Origin of the sequence: Desulfitobacterium dehalogenans ATCC 51507 (assembly GCF_000243155.2) — a bacterium.
GTDB classification, from domain to species: domain Bacteria; phylum Bacillota; class Desulfitobacteriia; order Desulfitobacteriales; family Desulfitobacteriaceae; genus Desulfitobacterium; species Desulfitobacterium dehalogenans.
Map to the genome: position 1 here is coordinate 1,894,776 of NC_018017.1, position 16,635 is coordinate 1,911,410.

Annotated in this window: 14 protein-coding genes; 4 read left to right on the plus strand and 10 right to left on the minus strand. The window is 49.0% G+C overall.

What is annotated here, in order from left to right; genetic code table 11:
* Nucleotide 1 precedes the first annotated feature (1 nt).
* Together DESDE_RS09130 and DESDE_RS09135 are read left to right on the plus strand one after the other, a co-directional pair.
* The gene (locus DESDE_RS09130; RefSeq protein ID WP_014793750.1) at nt 2-580 is read left to right on the plus strand and encodes a 4Fe-4S dicluster domain-containing protein; all 579 of its coding nucleotides are present in this window, start codon (nt 2-4) and stop codon (nt 578-580) included.
* A 3-nt stretch (nt 581-583) separates the two neighbouring features.
* Nucleotides 584-1,462: a dimethyl sulfoxide reductase anchor subunit family protein gene (locus DESDE_RS09135; RefSeq protein WP_014793751.1), complete on the plus strand. Its 879-nt coding sequence runs from the start codon at nt 584-586 to the stop codon at nt 1,460-1,462.
* A 179-nt stretch (nt 1,463-1,641) separates the two neighbouring features.
* Here the strand turns inward: DESDE_RS09135 and DESDE_RS09140 are convergent, their stop codons facing one another.
* The 3 genes from DESDE_RS09140 to DESDE_RS09150 are packed head-to-tail and all read right to left on the minus strand — an operon-like array spanning nt 1,642 to nt 5,624.
* A complete protein-coding gene (locus tag DESDE_RS09140; protein ID WP_014793752.1) occupies nt 1,642-2,385 on the minus strand; it encodes a dimethyl sulfoxide reductase anchor subunit family protein in 744 nt (247 codons plus the stop codon).
* 3 nt (nt 2,386-2,388) lie between these two features.
* Entirely contained in the window at nt 2,389-2,964 is a 576-nt protein-coding gene (locus DESDE_RS09145; protein ID WP_014793753.1) for a 4Fe-4S dicluster domain-containing protein, read from the minus strand.
* A 17-nt stretch (nt 2,965-2,981) separates the two neighbouring features.
* Entirely contained in the window at nt 2,982-5,624 is a 2,643-nt protein-coding gene (locus tag DESDE_RS09150) for a molybdopterin-dependent oxidoreductase (RefSeq protein ID WP_014793754.1), read from the minus strand.
* Between the two features lie 309 nt (nt 5,625-5,933).
* Between DESDE_RS09150 and DESDE_RS09155 the strand changes: the two genes are divergently transcribed.
* Nucleotides 5,934-7,175 (plus strand): PucR family transcriptional regulator, encoded by a 1,242-nt coding sequence (locus DESDE_RS09155; protein WP_014793755.1) that lies wholly within the window; start codon nt 5,934-5,936, stop codon nt 7,173-7,175.
* A 73-nt stretch (nt 7,176-7,248) separates the two neighbouring features.
* Here DESDE_RS09155 and DESDE_RS09160 read toward each other — a convergent pair whose 3' ends face one another.
* The 7 genes from DESDE_RS09160 to DESDE_RS09190 all read right to left on the minus strand — a co-directional run bounded on the left by DESDE_RS09160 (nt 7,249) and on the right by DESDE_RS09190 (nt 14,931).
* Nucleotides 7,249-7,938, minus strand: a complete 690-nt coding sequence (locus DESDE_RS09160; RefSeq protein WP_014793756.1) for a TorD/DmsD family molecular chaperone — start codon at nt 7,936-7,938, stop codon at nt 7,249-7,251.
* A gap of 48 nt (nt 7,939-7,986) precedes the next feature.
* Nucleotides 7,987-8,562, minus strand: coding sequence for a 4Fe-4S dicluster domain-containing protein (locus DESDE_RS09165; protein ID WP_014793757.1), 576 nt, complete (start codon nt 8,560-8,562; stop codon nt 7,987-7,989).
* Between the two features lie 15 nt (nt 8,563-8,577).
* Nucleotides 8,578-9,942 carry a 4Fe-4S binding protein gene (locus tag DESDE_RS09170; RefSeq protein WP_014793758.1) on the minus strand — a complete coding sequence of 455 codons (1,365 nt, stop codon included), beginning with the start codon at nt 9,940-9,942 and terminating at the stop codon, nt 8,578-8,580.
* A gap of 12 nt (nt 9,943-9,954) precedes the next feature.
* Complete coding sequence (locus DESDE_RS09175; RefSeq protein ID WP_014793759.1) at nt 9,955-10,746, minus strand: dimethyl sulfoxide reductase anchor subunit family protein; 792 nt, start codon at nt 10,744-10,746, stop codon at nt 9,955-9,957.
* A gap of 119 nt (nt 10,747-10,865) precedes the next feature.
* Nucleotides 10,866-11,678, minus strand: coding sequence for a dimethyl sulfoxide reductase anchor subunit family protein (locus DESDE_RS09180; RefSeq protein WP_014793760.1), 813 nt, complete (start codon nt 11,676-11,678; stop codon nt 10,866-10,868).
* Nucleotides 11,679-11,680: 2 nt separating this feature from the next.
* Nucleotides 11,681-12,256 (minus strand): 4Fe-4S dicluster domain-containing protein, encoded by a 576-nt coding sequence (locus tag DESDE_RS09185; RefSeq protein ID WP_014793761.1) that lies wholly within the window; start codon nt 12,254-12,256, stop codon nt 11,681-11,683.
* Between the two features lie 20 nt (nt 12,257-12,276).
* On the minus strand, nt 12,277-14,931 hold the full coding sequence (locus tag DESDE_RS09190) for a molybdopterin-dependent oxidoreductase (protein ID WP_014793762.1): 2,655 nt from the start codon (nt 14,929-14,931) through the stop codon (nt 12,277-12,279).
* A gap of 410 nt (nt 14,932-15,341) precedes the next feature.
* Between DESDE_RS09190 and DESDE_RS09195 the strand changes: the two genes are divergently transcribed.
* The gene (locus tag DESDE_RS09195; protein WP_028305523.1) at nt 15,342-16,580 is read left to right on the plus strand and encodes a PucR family transcriptional regulator; all 1,239 of its coding nucleotides are present in this window, start codon (nt 15,342-15,344) and stop codon (nt 16,578-16,580) included.
* The last annotated feature ends 55 nt before the right edge of the window (nt 16,581-16,635 follow it).

Consider the following 16,635-nt stretch of genomic DNA (forward strand, 5'->3'; position numbering starts at 1 on the left):
AATGGGTAAAAAAGGTTTTTACTTTGATATGGAAGCCTGCATCGGCTGTCGCACTTGCCAGATTGCCTGCAAAGATAAAAATAATAACGATATTGGCGTGTTATACCGTCGGGTAAAGAATTTTGAGACCGGTGTTTATCCACGACCTGATGCTTTCAACTATTCCTCTTCCTGCAACCACTGTGCCGAGGCCAAATGTGTCAAGGGGTGCCCCACCGGTGCCATGCATTATGCAGAGGATGGTACTGTGCAGCACGATAAGGATAAATGCATCGGCTGTAAATATTGCATCTGGAACTGTCCCTATGGTGCACCTCAATTCATTGAAGAAAGCGGCATCGTGGGGAAATGCGACAGCTGCAAGGGCCTTCGTGACAGCGGAGAAAACCCTGCCTGTGTGGATGCATGTATTATGCGCTGCCTGGAATTTGGGGACTTAGATGAACTTAAGGCAAAGTATGGCGACCGCTTTGTTCAGGAGTTGCCTATTCTGCCCTCTGCAAAGCTTACAAATCCATCGGTGCTGATTAAGCCCAAGGATTGTGCTTTAGACTCCAATTCTCGTGAGAAAGAGGTGTAATCAGTGGAAAACCTATCCTTAATCCTATTCTCAATCTGCATTCAGGCGGCTATCGGCATTATGATCTTCGTGGCTCTGGGCAAATCCTTCAACAAGGAAGGACAATTTAAAACGGCGATAGTCACAGCCGCCGGCCTGGCTATTGTCGGGTTTCTCGCCTCTCTGCTGCACTTGGGTAAACCCCTTGCCGCACTGAACTCCCTTCTCCACTTCAGCACCTCCTGGCTGAGCCGGGAAATCTGGTTCACCGGTGCCTTTACTGGGATAACCCTTTTAATAGCCTTATTGGTGATTGCCAGACCTTCGGCCAAAGGTGCGGTCAATGCTTTGGCTCCCCTTGTCGCAGTGGTGGGTTTAGTTGATGTTTATATGATGGCTTCGATCTATGGCTTTGCCTCGGTGCCGGCCTGGCAGCACGGTTCCCTAACGATTGAGTTCTATGCGGCCGCCATCTCCATGGGAGCCGTCATGTTTCTCGCGTTAAGCGGACAGGAAGCTGTTAAAGTGAAAAAACCTGCCTCTCTGGCAGTGGGCGCTGTGGTAATCGTGCAGGTAGCGGCTATGGTGCTCTACTATATCCAGCTGGGAACCAGCGGGAATGGGGCAGCCGGGCAAAGCCTTGCTCTCTTGAACAGCATGAGCGGAATCATGGCCATGAAATGGATGTTGATTCTCTTTGGAGCAGGATTGCTGTTCTTCCCCGTGGGTAAAGGAGGGACGAAGGTATCTGCCGGTCAAGATGCCGTTCAAGCAGCGGCAACTACTGAAGGTGCTGTTGATACGGCAGTCTATCTTGCAGCAGCCTTAGTGGTTGTAGGCCAGATATTAGGCCGATATCTCTTTTATGCAATTATGGTTGTGAATACTGTTGGATTAAGTTAAGGTTAATAAATGTCAGGGAACCAGGGGAGATTTACCTTGGTTCCCTATTTAATTGTCATCAAGATAACAATGGTTGGCAAGGAGGATGGAATTTAAGAAGTTCAATAATTCACCCCTCCCCACAGTGATCTGTAAGGAGGGGTGAGGAGAGAGATGTAGTCTTTTAGCTTTGGCAATGATTATAAAGTGAAGAAGATATAGCGGCCGACAATTTGTCCGAGGAGCACTAAAGCAGTAGAACCTAAGACGATGGAAACTCCAAGTTCTTTCTTTTTGCCGGAGAGGAAGAGTAAACCGGCACCCACCAGGATGGCAGCCCATTTAATAATCATGGCTGCGCCCATGGTTTGCGGAGCGGTGAAACTGCCGACAGCCTGGACCACAATCGCTGCGGCAACGGCAATGGACACAACTTTTTGCAGGTTAGGCGCTTCTTTAGCGCTCAAAGCGAAGAAAATCAGGGACCCCATGGATAGGGCGGCAGCATAAAATTCGATAAAGGTTGCTGCATGCTGCCAAGCTTCAATACTGGTGGAGGCATAGACGGAAGCCATGGCATAAACATCGATTAAACCAATAACAGCGGCTAGTATAACTAAAAGATTGACAGCACTTTTGGCTGCAGGCTTAAAATAAATGAACAAAGCGGCCAGGACGGTTAGACCGGTAAACAAGCTGGTAAACCAAATTTCACGGCTCAGCCAGGAGGTTGCGAATCTCGTAAGGGCGTTGATGGCCGACAAGGGGTGACCCAAGTGCAGGAAGGAGGCAAGAAGGCCGGCTATGGCTAGGACTGCCGAGGTCAAGACGGCGGTTTTAAAGAGACCGTCTTTATGCAATTGCTTGGCAATAGCGGCAAAAACCATAATCCCGATGGCGACTTGAACACTGATGGTGAACAGAATTAATGCTAACTCTTTCATTGATTATACCTCCAACTCTACATAGTTGGTATCTAAAGAGCACTCTTTAGGATTGATCAGGATAGAGGGTTTTGTCACATTGGCAGAAGGCAATACTGGTAACTCTTTAACGAGGTTTGTTCCATGTTTAGCAGCCAGTTCATTCAGATCGCCGAATTCCAGGCAGCGCATGAGGCAGGCATTTACGCACATAGGGTTTTGGCCTGCATCCCGCAGATCTTTGCAGCTATCGCATTTGCTGATGACCCCGGTCTCTTCAATGAATTGGGGAACACCATAAGGGCAGTTCCAGGTACAGTATTTGCAGCCGATACATTTGTTTTTATTATGCTGCACGGTCCCATCATCAGCGAAGTGAAGAGCTCCGGTGGGGCAGCCTTTAACACATTTGGCTTCTTTACAATGGTTGCAGGCGCCGGAGTAATGATACACCCTGGCGTCGGGATACACCCCGGTTTCATAGCTTTTGACTTGGCGGAATAAAATGCCTACATCCAAGCGGTTTCTATCTTTGCAGGCTACTTGACAGGTGCGGCAGCCGATGCATTTAGTGACATCAAAATAAAATCCTAAGGCCATTCAAATTCGCCTCCTTATCAGATTTTAATAATTCTTTGGGGCCATAGATAGTCCGGTGTAAGGGGCTTTCCATCATACTTCTCCATATTGACCAATTGGGTATTGTAACCGGAAACACCACAACCGGTAGTAATAGGGGCGGAAAGATAATTATCAGAGCCGGACTTATCAATGCCGGTTTTCTCATCCAACTCCAGCCAGGTGCCGTGAGGCATCTCAATATAGCCGGGCATCAGCCGCTGGCTGACACTGGCTTGACGCAATACCTTGCCATAGGGATTGGTGAGAAGTACGGCATCGCCGTTCTTTATGCCTTTTTCCGCTGCGTCCACGGCACTGATGAATACCGGATTGCGCATAGCTTCCCGCAGCCAGGGTAAATTGTCCAAAATTGTATGCGAACGCCTTAAATAATGGGGGGTGGTTACTTGGTAAGGATAATCGCCTTTGATTTTTTTGTCCCAATCCTTAAAACTCTGTTCGTAACCATTAAGGGGCTGGATATAAGTCGGATAAGGTTTGAGGGTGCTGCGGCCCATGGCATTAATGCTGTCGGCTTTGGTTTGGCAGTAGATTTCAAACTTGCCGCTTTTGGAGCCAACGGGATTCTTATCCGGGTCTTCGACAAAGGATTGGTAAGTGATATGGCCATAGTTATCGCCTTCATGGCGTTCGACTTTATAGATCCCTTTTTCCATCAACTCTTTGAGACCGATGCGGCCTTGCTGCAGTTTTCCATCGACTTTGCCATGCTTTTGTTTCCACCAGGCGAGATCCGCTTCAGTGATGGTGACTAAGGTTTCATAGCCTGTACCTTCCTTGTTAATCACCGTAGCACCGGCAATCGCATTGAAATACCGCTGCTCTTCAGACAGGGGATAGACTTGATTCACATTAATGCCTAAGCGCTTGCCAAGCTCCCTGCCAATCCATAGATCGCTTTTCGCTTCGTAAAGAGGTTCGATGACTTTGGAAGGGAAGAATTGAACCTCTCGGTTATAATATATCTCCAGATAAAGATAAGAACTGTGTCTTTCCCACTGAGTGGTAATGGGGAGTACGATATCGGCGTATTGGGCACTGGCGTTTAAAGAATAAGCACAACTTACCACGAAATCTACTTTCCGGTGGGCTTCAATCCCTTTGGCGACACCTTGGTTTGTCTGCAGAGTGTTTCTGTAGGAATGAATGATGACATGGATATCAATATCCTTCTCTCCCATACTGGCAAGATCTCCCCATAGGGCTGGTGCGGTGTAATTGTATTTTCCATTCAATACATTGTCCCATAGCTCAGGAGCCATAATTGAGTCTGGGCAAGGATTGGGAAGGATTGGAGCGCCGGAAGCCCCTAATTGGACTAATTTAGGCCCGCTGTTGGTAGCGAAATAGTATTGGCACGAGCCGCAGGAGTGACCGGGTTTGCCGAAATGACCGCCCATAGCCGCTATGGTCATTAGGATTTGCGGAAAATCATCGGCATTATTGCAGCGGGCCGGTGCGCTGCTGTGTAAAATGGAAACTTTCTTATCTTTGTGCATTTCCTTGGCATACCAAAGGATATCTTCCACAGGCGTGCCGCAAATTTCCGAAGCCCATTCAGGGGTTTTGGGTTGGTTATCATAGTTGCCAAGCACATAATCCTTAAAGTTTTCCTTGATCGTGGCATCAGCCGGTATATGCCCGGCATCAAAGCCTACAGTGCAGCGATTGAGAAAGTCCCAATCGATCAGGGGATTGCTTAGGGGGTCGTCTTCCGTAATCATCACATAGGCTACTGCCAGCAGAAAAGCTATATCTGTGCCGGGCCGGACGCGAATCCATTTGGCTTCTACCAAATTAGCCGTTTCATTATAGCTGGGACCGACATAAATAAACTTGGCGCCGGCTTCTTTGGCATGCATTAAGTTGTGACTGGGCAATCCTGCAGCAGCCCAGGCGGGATTGCAACCATAAAGAACAATGGTTTCGCTTTTTAATAGATCCAAGCGATCATTAGCATCATCATTACCATAAGGGATAATACCCAGGACACCGGAAACGAAGAGGTAGGTGCCCAGGGAGCCTGTATCCTGCACATTGGTATAACCGCCAAAGGCATTAATTGAATTATTGAAATCACAAAGGGCATCGGCAAAGTTAGGCATCAGGATGGAACGGTTGCCATACTTTTCTTTGGCGTTCTTTAACTCGGCAGCCACATAATCCAGGGCTTCATCCCAGGAAATCCGCACCCATTCATCTTTGCCGCGCAACGATTTGTCACCGCCGGTCAGGGGTTCCCAGTGCTTGCGTTTCATGGGATATTTGATCCGATCCGCGCCGAAAACCTGCTGCTGCTGGGCTCGCCCGCGCAGGCAGCCTCTGAGTTGTGGCTTGTTGAAGCTGTCCGGTTCGGTATCATCGGTTTTCTGGCGGACCACCACATTGTCCACCACAAGGGCGGAGTTATAACATTTGTAGCCGCAGTTATGCCAGCAGGCGGCAGGGATCCATTCACCTTCTCCGTTCACTGCGGCAGCATCAAGTTCCGCTCCCACCGGAGCCAGCGCAGTGCCGCAGCCGGCAAGGGCCAGGCCGGCGGTTCCGGCCGCGGTGGCCTTCAGGAAATTTCGGCGGCTTATTTTTTTGTCCGTAATTTTTTTAAGAATATCTGACATTAATCCTTCTACCTCCTTTTAAGTCTGTAATGCTGAAGCCGGAACGGGATTTCAAGAAGCATAATTACGCCTATAATTACGCATTCCGATACGATAGATTAAGCTTGCTAAAAGCTGATCCCGAACCTATAATCATTGTATAGCTATTGTGAATAGTTTAATATGTTTGTGTGTACGAATTGACACCGGTAAAATACAGCACCGTGACAAAAACTATCGTTACGATTCTTTAGACATAATAATCCATGAATTGATTATGGCGTATAGGATATTATATTGCACTTGCTAAAAGGAAGAAGGAGCTGAATTATGGAGGAGAAGGCTGGAGACGTTAGTATTCTTAACTATATGGAAGAACTGCTCATAGCTTCCGGACAAGGTTTGCAAGCTTTGACAGATGCTCTGGCTAAGATATTAAGGCTTCCCATTCTTATTTCTACATCCGGATATAATTTGATTTCCTCATCCCTTAGTTGCCCTGATCTTGATTCTTTTCACACGGATATAGTGAGTGCCAGGATTGATAATGAAACATCATTTTTTTGCAAATTGTCTGCCGGCACTTTTCATTCCAATGCTTGGGGACGAGCGATTGCACCTGCGGGGCGTGTTATTGGTTATATTTTTATCTTTGTCGACGATGCCGATAGCAATGCGATAATGGAAGCCCATAAACTCATTATCAAGGCAGCTGCATCCTTATGTGCAGTCCATCTCCAAAGCCGGGTTGAGTTGCTCAAGGAGCAACAAAAACATCAAGAATCCTTTTTATACGATCTTCTGTATGGGAACCTTAAAACAGAAGAAGAAATTGTTGCATCCGGAGCCACCTGGGGTTGGAATTTCACTCTACCTCATACCGCTATAATCCTGACAATTCCTGAATTAGATATTCATTCCCCGGATAAACACTTGATGGATATTCTGAACCACTTTACGGAGAAAGCTCTCATTGATAGGTATTATAAGAAGTTACCTACACTGATAAGGCATAACGAACTCATTGTGCTTTTGCCCTCTGAGGAGTGGAAGCAGCCTGCCCAAAAGAAAGAAATTCTTGCCTTGATGGACATCCTCTTAGCTCAATTAACAGCTACAGAACTTAAGAATCGGGTAATCTGTGGCGTGGGTCAGACCTATGTTAAAGCTACCAATCTTTTTCGGAGCTATCAAGAGGCTAAGGTATCCCTTGAGCTGGGAACAGTGATGGGGATAGCCGTTCCTTTCTTCAGTGACATAGGGGTGGAGCGGATCTTCTACAAGCATGATCTTGAGGATTTAAAGGAGTATTATGCTCATGTTCTTGGCGAACTGCACAAGCAAGATGATGAAGAGCTTTCACTGATCAGCGTTTTAGAAAGCTTTGCTGAGAATCAATTTGAAGTGACGAAAACAGCGGAGGCTCTCTTTTTGCATCGCAATACACTCCGTTACCGCCTCAATAAGATCGAAACTATTCTGGGGCGTTCGTTGAACGATCACAATACCCGCTTTGATATTATGGCCGCACTGAAAATCAAGCGATTGCACAAGATGGATGAGGAATTATGATGGGGAAAGCAAAGGGACGCATCACATAAGTGAAAGCGTCCCTGTTAAATTGTGTCTAGGGAAGACACTCATCTTATAATAAAGCCAAAACTTCATCAAGAACTAAACGATCTGTTTGCAGGAACTGTTGGGTTAAAATAGCCATTTGGGGATAAAAATGATGAGTTTTGGAGGTTTGCATATCCTTGGCGAAATCCCCGATCCAAACCAGTAAATGCTCCCCCAAAAAGGCTTTTTGATCGTCCAGCAGTTGTTTGACCTCATCCATAGCCTGCTTATCAAAGTTTTCCAAGGCCAGTTTTGCCAGATGAGCCATAAAATCCAACTCAAAGCCCAGATGATCATCGGCTTCATGAGGATAATTGGCTGGCAGGAATTGATAGTTGAGGTAGGTGCGCCGCACTTTTAAGGTGCTTTCCTGGAACAAAGCCCGTTCTTTGGTCACATAGACGGATTCCCAGGGGGGAGCGGGCAGCTTATGGGGGCCGATCATCAGATAGGTATATTCGCTGGTCAGCTTATCCAGGATGCTGTCAGCCTCGGTGGACAGAGCCGGCCTTAATTCTGAGAGTAAACTCAGGCAGGCTTGTAAGTGACTGTTATCCTCGTCGAGCATTAACTCCAAGGCTTCCAGGGTGTATTCGTTGGTGAGGATATCCAGCAGTTCCTGGTTAGGTTCATTGCCAAAAATACGTTGCAGCAACTGATAGAGATAATGCCGGGTGGCCAGAATGATGGCAATTCCGTCTTCTTGTGAAGTCATAGCAGACACCGCCTTTAAGTTTTTTGAGATTAGGATTTCATTCCTGAATTAGACTTTTTTTTCGGTATAATTGGGATCTAAAGCATATTTCCTTGGTTTAATTAATAAGGATGGGTTGGTAAGGGTTGAGGAAGGAAGAATGGGCAAATCCTGAACAATATCCGTACCGTGTTTGGCTTCAAGTTCATCTAAATCACCAAATTCAAGGCACCGCATCGGGCAGGAATCCACACAGACCGGATTGACGCTCTTGTCACGCAAGCCCTTGCAGCTGTCGCATTTGCCGATGATGCCGGTTTCTTCAATGAACTGGGGAACGCCATAGGGACAGTTCCAGGTACAGTACTTACAGCCGATGCATTTATTTTTGTCATGCTGAACCGTACCGTCATCGGCGTAGTACAACGCATTGGCGGGGCACCCCTTGACACATTTGGCATGGGAACAGTGATGGCAGGCACTGGAATAATGATACAGCCTGGCATGGGGATAAACGCCTACTTCATAACTGCGGACGTCACGGAAGCTAATGCCCACATCCAGGCGGTTTCTATCCTTGCAGGCTACCTGGCAAGTCCGGCAGCCGAGGCATTTATTCATATCGAAATAAAACCCTAAGGCCATGCTTGCTCACCTTCCTCATAGTTTCCAAAGTTGAGGGATATTCAGAGACAATGTTATGGCAATCAAAAGGCCGTACACCAGCAACATGACAAAGAATGCTTTTTCTTTGCCGGGTAAACCGGCCCAGCGTATGGGGTCTTGACCGGCGGTGCATTCAGAACAGCCTGCTTTCGTGTGGGCTGAAGGGGGTTCAAAAGTGGGGTCTGCGTGCTGGTCTGCGGAGCTATGGGGGTGGAAGAACCGCTTGAACTTTCTCTTTACTGAAGCAAGAAAATTAAGCACAGCCCCCACCGGACAGGCCAACCGGCACCAAACACGATAGAAGAGAATCCCGGTCAGCAGGACCAGGCATAAAGTAAGCCAGTGGCCGAGATTGCCCTGACCGCCAAAACTTACCGCAAAAGGTTCATAATTGGCGATACTGGGATTGTTAAAAATAAGCGCCGCCATCACGGCAGCCCAGACGACTCCCCAGCGGATTTTATGAGCCAGGGCAAGCACAGGCGGCGCAGGATTGAACTTTATGAACCCCAGGAATTTGTAAAGTCCTTCCTGAAGCCCCCCGAAGGGGCAAAGCCAGGAGCAGTAAAAATTTCTTCCCCAGAGTAAAGTGAGGATAGGAATGCCCAAAGTCAGGATATACCAGAAAGGGCGTTCCAGGGGAGAGGGCCAATTGCCGCTGAGCAGACTGGTCAGGTTAGCCAGACTCAGGGAAGCGTTGAGGAAAAAGCCCAGGAAAAGAACGGAGCCCGCTAAGAGCCAAGGGCGTAATTTTTGGCCGCGGCGGGATACGGCGATGAAGACCAGGCCATATAATAGAATCAGCCCCAACTCCGGCCACCCCAAAGCAAGTTGGCTCCCGGCAGGGACTTGAAGGCCTAATTCGTTTTTGCCGGCCTGCCAGGCTCCCTTACGGACGGCCAGGGCGATTCCATTAACAGTATAGGTGGCCCCGCTTATCCCGTCAAGGTCGTGGCCCAGCTCAAAGGGATCACGGGCTTCTTTGCCGGTAAATTGGTGCAAATAACCTTCCCTCAGGACTCTGCTCAGATAAGCGGGAGTTTCACAATTTTCGGTGATGATCACATTTTTAAGAATGCCATCTTTTCCGAGAGAGACGAAGACACTGAGGGGCCCGCCATATCCGGAGGCATCGGCTTCCACGGCATATCCAAGAAAATGGTCGTCCGTATCCCATAAGCTGTAGGTCGGATATCCGCCGGCTATGGGCTCGTATCTGGAGACGGCAGGTTCCAGCCGCTGCAGGGAAGTAAAGGTCTCCTGCTTGTTTGCCGATTGCTGAAAGATCAGAGCGGCCAAGATCAGAACAAAAGCGGTGATAAGGGCGAGCGACCGGGGGGAGAAATGTGTCTGCTTCATTCCGGCAGTCCTTTAAAGTCCCTTAGCGGTCATAAGGACGGCATAGAACAAATACCTGCTCACCATGATTCCGCCGCTCAAAGCCAAGGCACCCAGATAGGCCATGCCGGCTTTTCCGGAACCCGCCTGTTCCTTGGCTGGCTTCAAGGAGGCGAATAGCAATAAAGCAGCGCCGGCCAGGAGCAGGAGAAGGTGAACCTCGAGGAGCAGCCCTGGGGTTTGCCCGCCGAGACCGCTATAATTAAGAAATGTTTCTGCCCCCAGAATGATGGCACCGGCCAGGGCGATCAGGCTGTATAGTTTTTTGGTTTTTATCCCTATCCCGCTGAATTGAATGGCCAAGAAGAGGGCAAGGCCCAGAATAGCTGTCGCCGTCGCAAAATCGATAAGAGGAGATATGCTTTGCCAGCCGGGGCGGCTGGTGCTCATATAGACATTGGCCATAAAAACCACATCAATCACCCCTACGGCACTGGCCGCCCAGCCAAAACGCTTGACGGAGGGATTGACATATTGCACGACGGCATGGATGATGGCAAGACCAATGAATAAAAGGGAAAAGACCAGTGCCCGGGACAGCCAGGAATGGCTGAATTGGGAGATGGCATTAAAAATAGACGCCGGTCGGCCCAAGTAAAAAACAAAAGCCAGAAAGCCGATCACGCCCAATAAGGCAGAGGCGATGGAGGCATATTTGTTTTCAGTTCTGCCGTTTGTTTTTCCGGCAGCCATTATGGCAATCATGATGCCAATAGCCGCCTGAAGGCCTATGGAGAAGATCACCAGTTTAACATTCTGAACCATAGTTTCACCCCTTCTATGAACTATAGAAATTATGAAATATAGAACTTATAGCAGCAAGTTCCTCTTCCCGCCCCTAAAAAGCGGGAAAAGGAACTTGAAGCAGAAAGCAGAAGTCTCGACTAGGAGATAATTTTGATGGCAAAGAAGAGGTAGCGTCCAATGAGCTGGCCTACTACAACCAGAGCAGCGGCCCCCAGGATGAAGGAGGCATCTTTGCTCTTTTCCTTGACAGGGAGGAAGAGCAGCACGGCCCCCACCAGGATGGCGGCCCATTTCAGAACCATGGCCGGCATCATGCCGCTGAGAATAGCATAGCTCTGTTGCAGAGCATGATTGGTGCTGGCTCCGAAACTATTGTAATAGGGAATCATGGCGATGGCTTGGATTACGAAGGCTGCGGCTACGGCTATGGCTACGATGGTTTTCATCTTGCCGGTATCTTCCTTCATGCTCAAGGCGAGGAACAGCAGCGCGCCCATGGAAATGGCGGCGGCATAGAACTCCACAACAATTGAACCGGACTTCCAGGCGGCAACGCTGGAGGAGGTGTAGACCGAAGCCATGGCCAAGACGTCAACCAGACCGATGGCGGCAGCCAGAATAATTAAAGCATCGATGGCTTTTTTCGCCTCAGGTTTCAAGTAAATGAGCAAAGCGGCGAGGACGGTCAAGCCGGTAAAGGCGCTGGTCAGCCAAATCTCCCGGCTCAGCCAGGAGGTGGCGAAGCGGGTGAGGGCATTGACCGCAGCCAAGGGATGGCCCAGATGGAGGAAGGAAGCGAGAAAGCCCACAATGGCTAACCCGGCGGAAATGGTTACAGCGGTTTTAAAGAGAGCGGTTTTGTTCAGTTGTTTGGCAACAGCCGTAAAGACCATTAACCCAGCCGCCGCTTGCACACAAATGGTAAAGATAATTAAGGCGAACTCTTCCATAGTTACACCTCCACTTCTTTATACTTGGGGTCCAGGGAGAATTTCCTGGGGTTGATCAATAAGGAGGGATTGGTAACCTGGGAGGAGGGTAGGGTAGGCAAATCTTTGACCAGGTCAGCCTTATGTTTGGCCGCCAATTGGTCCAGATCACCGAACTCCAGGCAGCGCATCAGGCAGGCATCGACGCAAACCGGATTGGCACCGGTATCGCGGAGGTCTTTGCAGCTGTCGCATTTGCCGATGACGCCGGCTTCTTCAATGAATTGGGGGACACTATAGGGGCAATTCCAGGTGCAGTACTTGCAGCCGACGCATTTTTTGCGATCGTGCTGTACAGTGCCGTCATCAGCGAAATGCAGGGCCCCGGTGGGGCAGCCTTGAACACATTTGGCTTCGGCGCAATGGTTGCAGGCGCCGGAGTAGTGGTAGACTCTGGCATCGGGAAAAGAGCCTGTTTCATAGCTTTTGACTTTGCGGAAAATAATGCCCACATCCAGGCGGTTTCTATCTTTGCAGGCTACCTGGCAGGTGCGGCAGCCAATGCATTTATTGACATCAAAATAAAATCCTAAGGCCATTGTAGTTTCTCCTCCTTCGTTTAAAGTATAACGACTCTCATGGGCCATAAGTGGTCAGGGGTAAGGGGCTCACCCTCATATTTTTCCAGGTTGGCTAGGGTAGTATTGTAGCCGGAAACACCTTGGCCGCTGGTTTGAGGATGGCAGAGATAATTATCAGAGCCGGATTTGTCAATACCAGTTTTCTCATCCAGCTCCAGCCAGGTACCGTGGGGCAGCTCGATATAGCCGGGCATCAGCCGCTGGCTGACGCTGGCCTGACGCAGGACTTTGCCATGGGGATTGGTGAGCAGTACGGTATCGCCGTCTTTGATGCCTTTTTCCTCTGCATCCACGGCACTGATAAATACCGGATTGGGCATGGCTTCCCTGAGCCAGGGCAGGTAGTCAAAACCGGTATGGGCGCGCCTTAAATAGTGAGGATTGGTGACTTGATAAGGATAATCGCCTTTGATCTTTTTATCCCAATCTTTAAAGCTCTGTTCATAACCGTTGAGGGGCTGTACATAAGAGGGATAGGGTTTGAGGGTGCTGCGTCCCATACGGTTGATGATGTCGGCCTTGGTTTGGCAATAGATTTCAAACTTGCCGCTATTGGTAGTAAGGGGGTTTTTCTCCGGATCTTTGACAAAGGCTTCATAGGTGATAGCTCCATAGTTATCGCCCTCGTGACGTTCAACCTTGTAGATGCCCTTCTCCATCAGCTCGCGCAGACCGATGTGGCCTTGCTGTGGCTTCCCATCCACTTTGCCATATTTTTGCTCCCACCAGGCGAGATCCTCGGCAGTAATGGTTACTAAGGTTTCATAGTCAGTGCCTTCTTTGTTAATCACCGTAGTACCGGCAATGCAATTGAAGTACTGCTGCTCTTCCGACAGGGGATAGGCTTGATTCACATCAATGCCTAAGCGCTTGCCAAGCTCTACGGCAATCCATTGATCGCTTTTAGCCTCGAAAAGAGGTTCCATGACTCTTGATGGGAAGAACTGCATGTCCCGGTTATACGACGTAAGGTAAGTGTAGGTGCTCTGTTTTTCCCACTGAGTAACAATGGGGAGTACGATATCCGAGTATTGGGCGCTGATGTTTAAGGAATAAGCACAGCTGAAAACAAAGTCTACCTTGCGATGGGCCTCGATCCCTTTGCCGACACCTTGGGTTGTCTGCAGGGTGTTGCGCCAGGAATGGATGATGACACGGATATCAATATCCCGCTCTCCCATATAGGTAGGATCCCATAGACTTGAGAAATCTTCCCACGTAGTCCCGGTTCGGTTGTATTTTCCGTTCAGTACGGCATCCCATAACTCGGGAGCGGTAATCACTTCTTTGCAGGAATTGGGAATGACTGGAGCGCCGGAAGCTCCCATCCGGATCAGGTTAGGGCCGCCGTTAGTGGAGCAGTAGTATTGACCAGAGCCACAGGAGTGACCAGGTTTACCGTAATGCCCCCCCATTGCGGCGATGGTCATCAATAGTTGAGGGAAATCATCGGCGTTATTGCAGCGGGCCGGCGCACTGGCGTGCAAAATGGAGACCTTCTTGTCCTTATGCATTTCTTTGGCAAACCAAATAATATCTTCCACCGGTGTGCCGCTGATTTCCGAAGCCCATTCAGGGGTTTTGGGATGATTGTCGTATTTGCCCAGTACATAGTCTTTGAAGTTTTCGTCAAGTTTGGCATCAGCCGGCATATGATTAGCGTCAAAGCCCACCGTGCAGCGATTGAGAAAATCCCAATCAAGCAAAGGATTGGTGAGGGGGTCGTCTTCTGTGATCATGACATAGGCTACCGAAAGCAGGAACGCCGTATCTGTACCGGGGCGGACGCGTATCCATTTAGCATCCGTGAGGTTAGCGCTTTCGTTATAACTTGGCCCGACATAAATGAACTTGGCGCCGGCTTCTTTGGCATGGATTAAGTTGTGGCTGGGCAATCCAGCTGAAGCCCAGGCAGGGTTGCAGCCATACAGAACAATTGTGTCGCAGTTTAACAGATCCAAACGGTCATTGGCATCACCATAACCACCATTGTGAATCCCCACCATGCCACCGCCATATTTGTAGGTGCCTACGGATGAAGTATCATCCACGTCGGCATAACCGCCAAAGGCACTGATTGTATTATAAAAATCACACATATTGCTGCCCCAGGTAGGCATCAGGATGGAGCTGTTCCCATATTTCTCTTTGACGTGTTTTAACTCGGCAGCTACATAATCCAGGGCTTCATCCCAGGAAATCCGTACCCATTCGTCTTTGCCGCGCAACGATTTGTCGCCGCCGGTGAGGGGTTCCCAATGTTTGCGTTTCATCGGGTATTTTAAACGATCCGCGCCAAAGGCCTGCTGCTGCTGGGCCCGTCCGCGCAGGCAGCCTCTCAGCTGGGGCTTGCTGAAGCTGTCCGGTTCGGTATCATCGGTTTTCTGGCGGACCACCACATTGTCCACGACAAGGGCGGCGTTATAACATTTATAGCCGCAGTTAAACCAACAGGCGGCAGGTATCCATTCACCTTCCCCGTTGATTGCGGCCGCGTCATATTCCGCTCCCACCGGAGCGAGGGCAGTGCCGCAGCCGGCAAGGGCCAGGCTGGCCGTTCCGGCTGCAGTGGCAGCCAGGAATGTTCTGCGGCTTATTTGTTTCTCAGTAATTTTTTTGAAAAGATTTACCATACACCTTAACCTCCTTCTGAAATTACGAAATATCTCTGAGCGTGACTCGGTGATGGACTTATTCCGGCCGGAAAGAGGCTGTAAGCAGTCACGGTTTGTACAGACACTGTTTGTACTAATCATAACATTTGCCGTCGCAGTGCCTCAAGTTCAAATATTAACCATTAGTTTCTGCAGTCTCAGCAAGCACATCGTGAAGATTGCAAAGCCCCGACGGCTTTTCTTAAGTCCATCTTCATTATATAATTGATTTGAATAGCTCAAATGTTCACGTGCACAAAGTAGTTGCTGGGTTTTTGTGCATCATAACCAAATGATCTTTAGGTTGAAATTTTATAGCATTATAGGCTAAACTACGAGTGACTGAAATGCTGATAGTTCGAACGGGAAGATGGAGGAAATGAAGCATGATGGAAAAAAACACTTCAATGCCGAACCCCATGCGGAAGCTGTTGAAAATGTCCGGTAAGGGCCTGGATGCTCTCACTTGCGCCCTTGCCGAAGTGTTGAATCAGCCCATCCTGGTTGCTACCCCCGCTTATGAAACCATTTCCACCACACTGCTCCATCCGGATCTGGATGCTTTCAGGGTTGAGATAGAAGGGGATTGGGCGGATAATGAGTCTATATTCTTCTGTACACTATCTACGGAAGCTTTGCGTCTGCAAGGGGCAGGTTGGGCTGTTGCTCCCAATGGCCGGGTGTTGGGCTATCTCTTCGTACTGTATGAACAAACCGAGCCGGATTTTGAGGGGTTGCAACCCATCATTGAAACAGCTCTATCCTTATATGCCATCCACCTTCAGAACAAGTTGGAGCTGAAGCAGGAAAAGCATAAGACCAAGAATTCTTTCTTCTATGATTTGCTCTATGGGAACCTTAAGCGCAATGAAGATATTATTACCATGGGTGAGGTGTGGGGCTGGGATTTCCGCCGGCCCCACAGAGTGCTGCTGCTGGCAACGGAGCTGGAACATCACTCACCCGACTGGCACCTTATGGAGGTTCTGCAAAAGATTGTGGACCGCACCTTGATCAATAAATTTTATAAAAACCCTGCCACCACAGTGAACCGCAACGAAGTTGTGGCCATCATACCCGGGGCGAGAGAAAAGGGGGCAGAGCAAAAACAGGAAATCCTCTCCATCATGGAACACCTTTCCGGTCAATTCCAAGCAACAGCACCCCAGTACCGGATATCCTGCGGAGTAGGGCAAGCCTATACTCACCCTAATGACCTCTTTCGCAGTTACCAGGAGGCCAAAGTCGCCTGCGAGATGGGAAGTCTGCTGGAGGTTGCCGTGCCTTTTTTCAGCGAGATGGGCTTGGAGCGCATCCTTTACAAACATGACTTGGAGGATCTGAAGGAATACTATCATCATGTTCTGGGAGCTTTACCGGAGGATGAGGGGGAAGATAATCTGCTTTCTCTTCTGGAGAGCTTTGTGGATAACCAGTTCGATATGAATAAGACGGCTCAGGCTACTTTTTTGCACCGCAACACCCTTCGTTACCGCTTGAACAAAATCGAAGCCCTTCTCGACCGCTCCCTGACCGATATTGATACCCGCCTGGATCTGGCTGCGGCGTTTAAGATCAGGCGGCTGCATAAAGAGAGGCTTGCTTCAGACGATCTCAGCGGTATTTAGTCATGGCTTATTGAACTAAGAATTATTGAACCAAAGAATCATAAAAAGGCTGGTG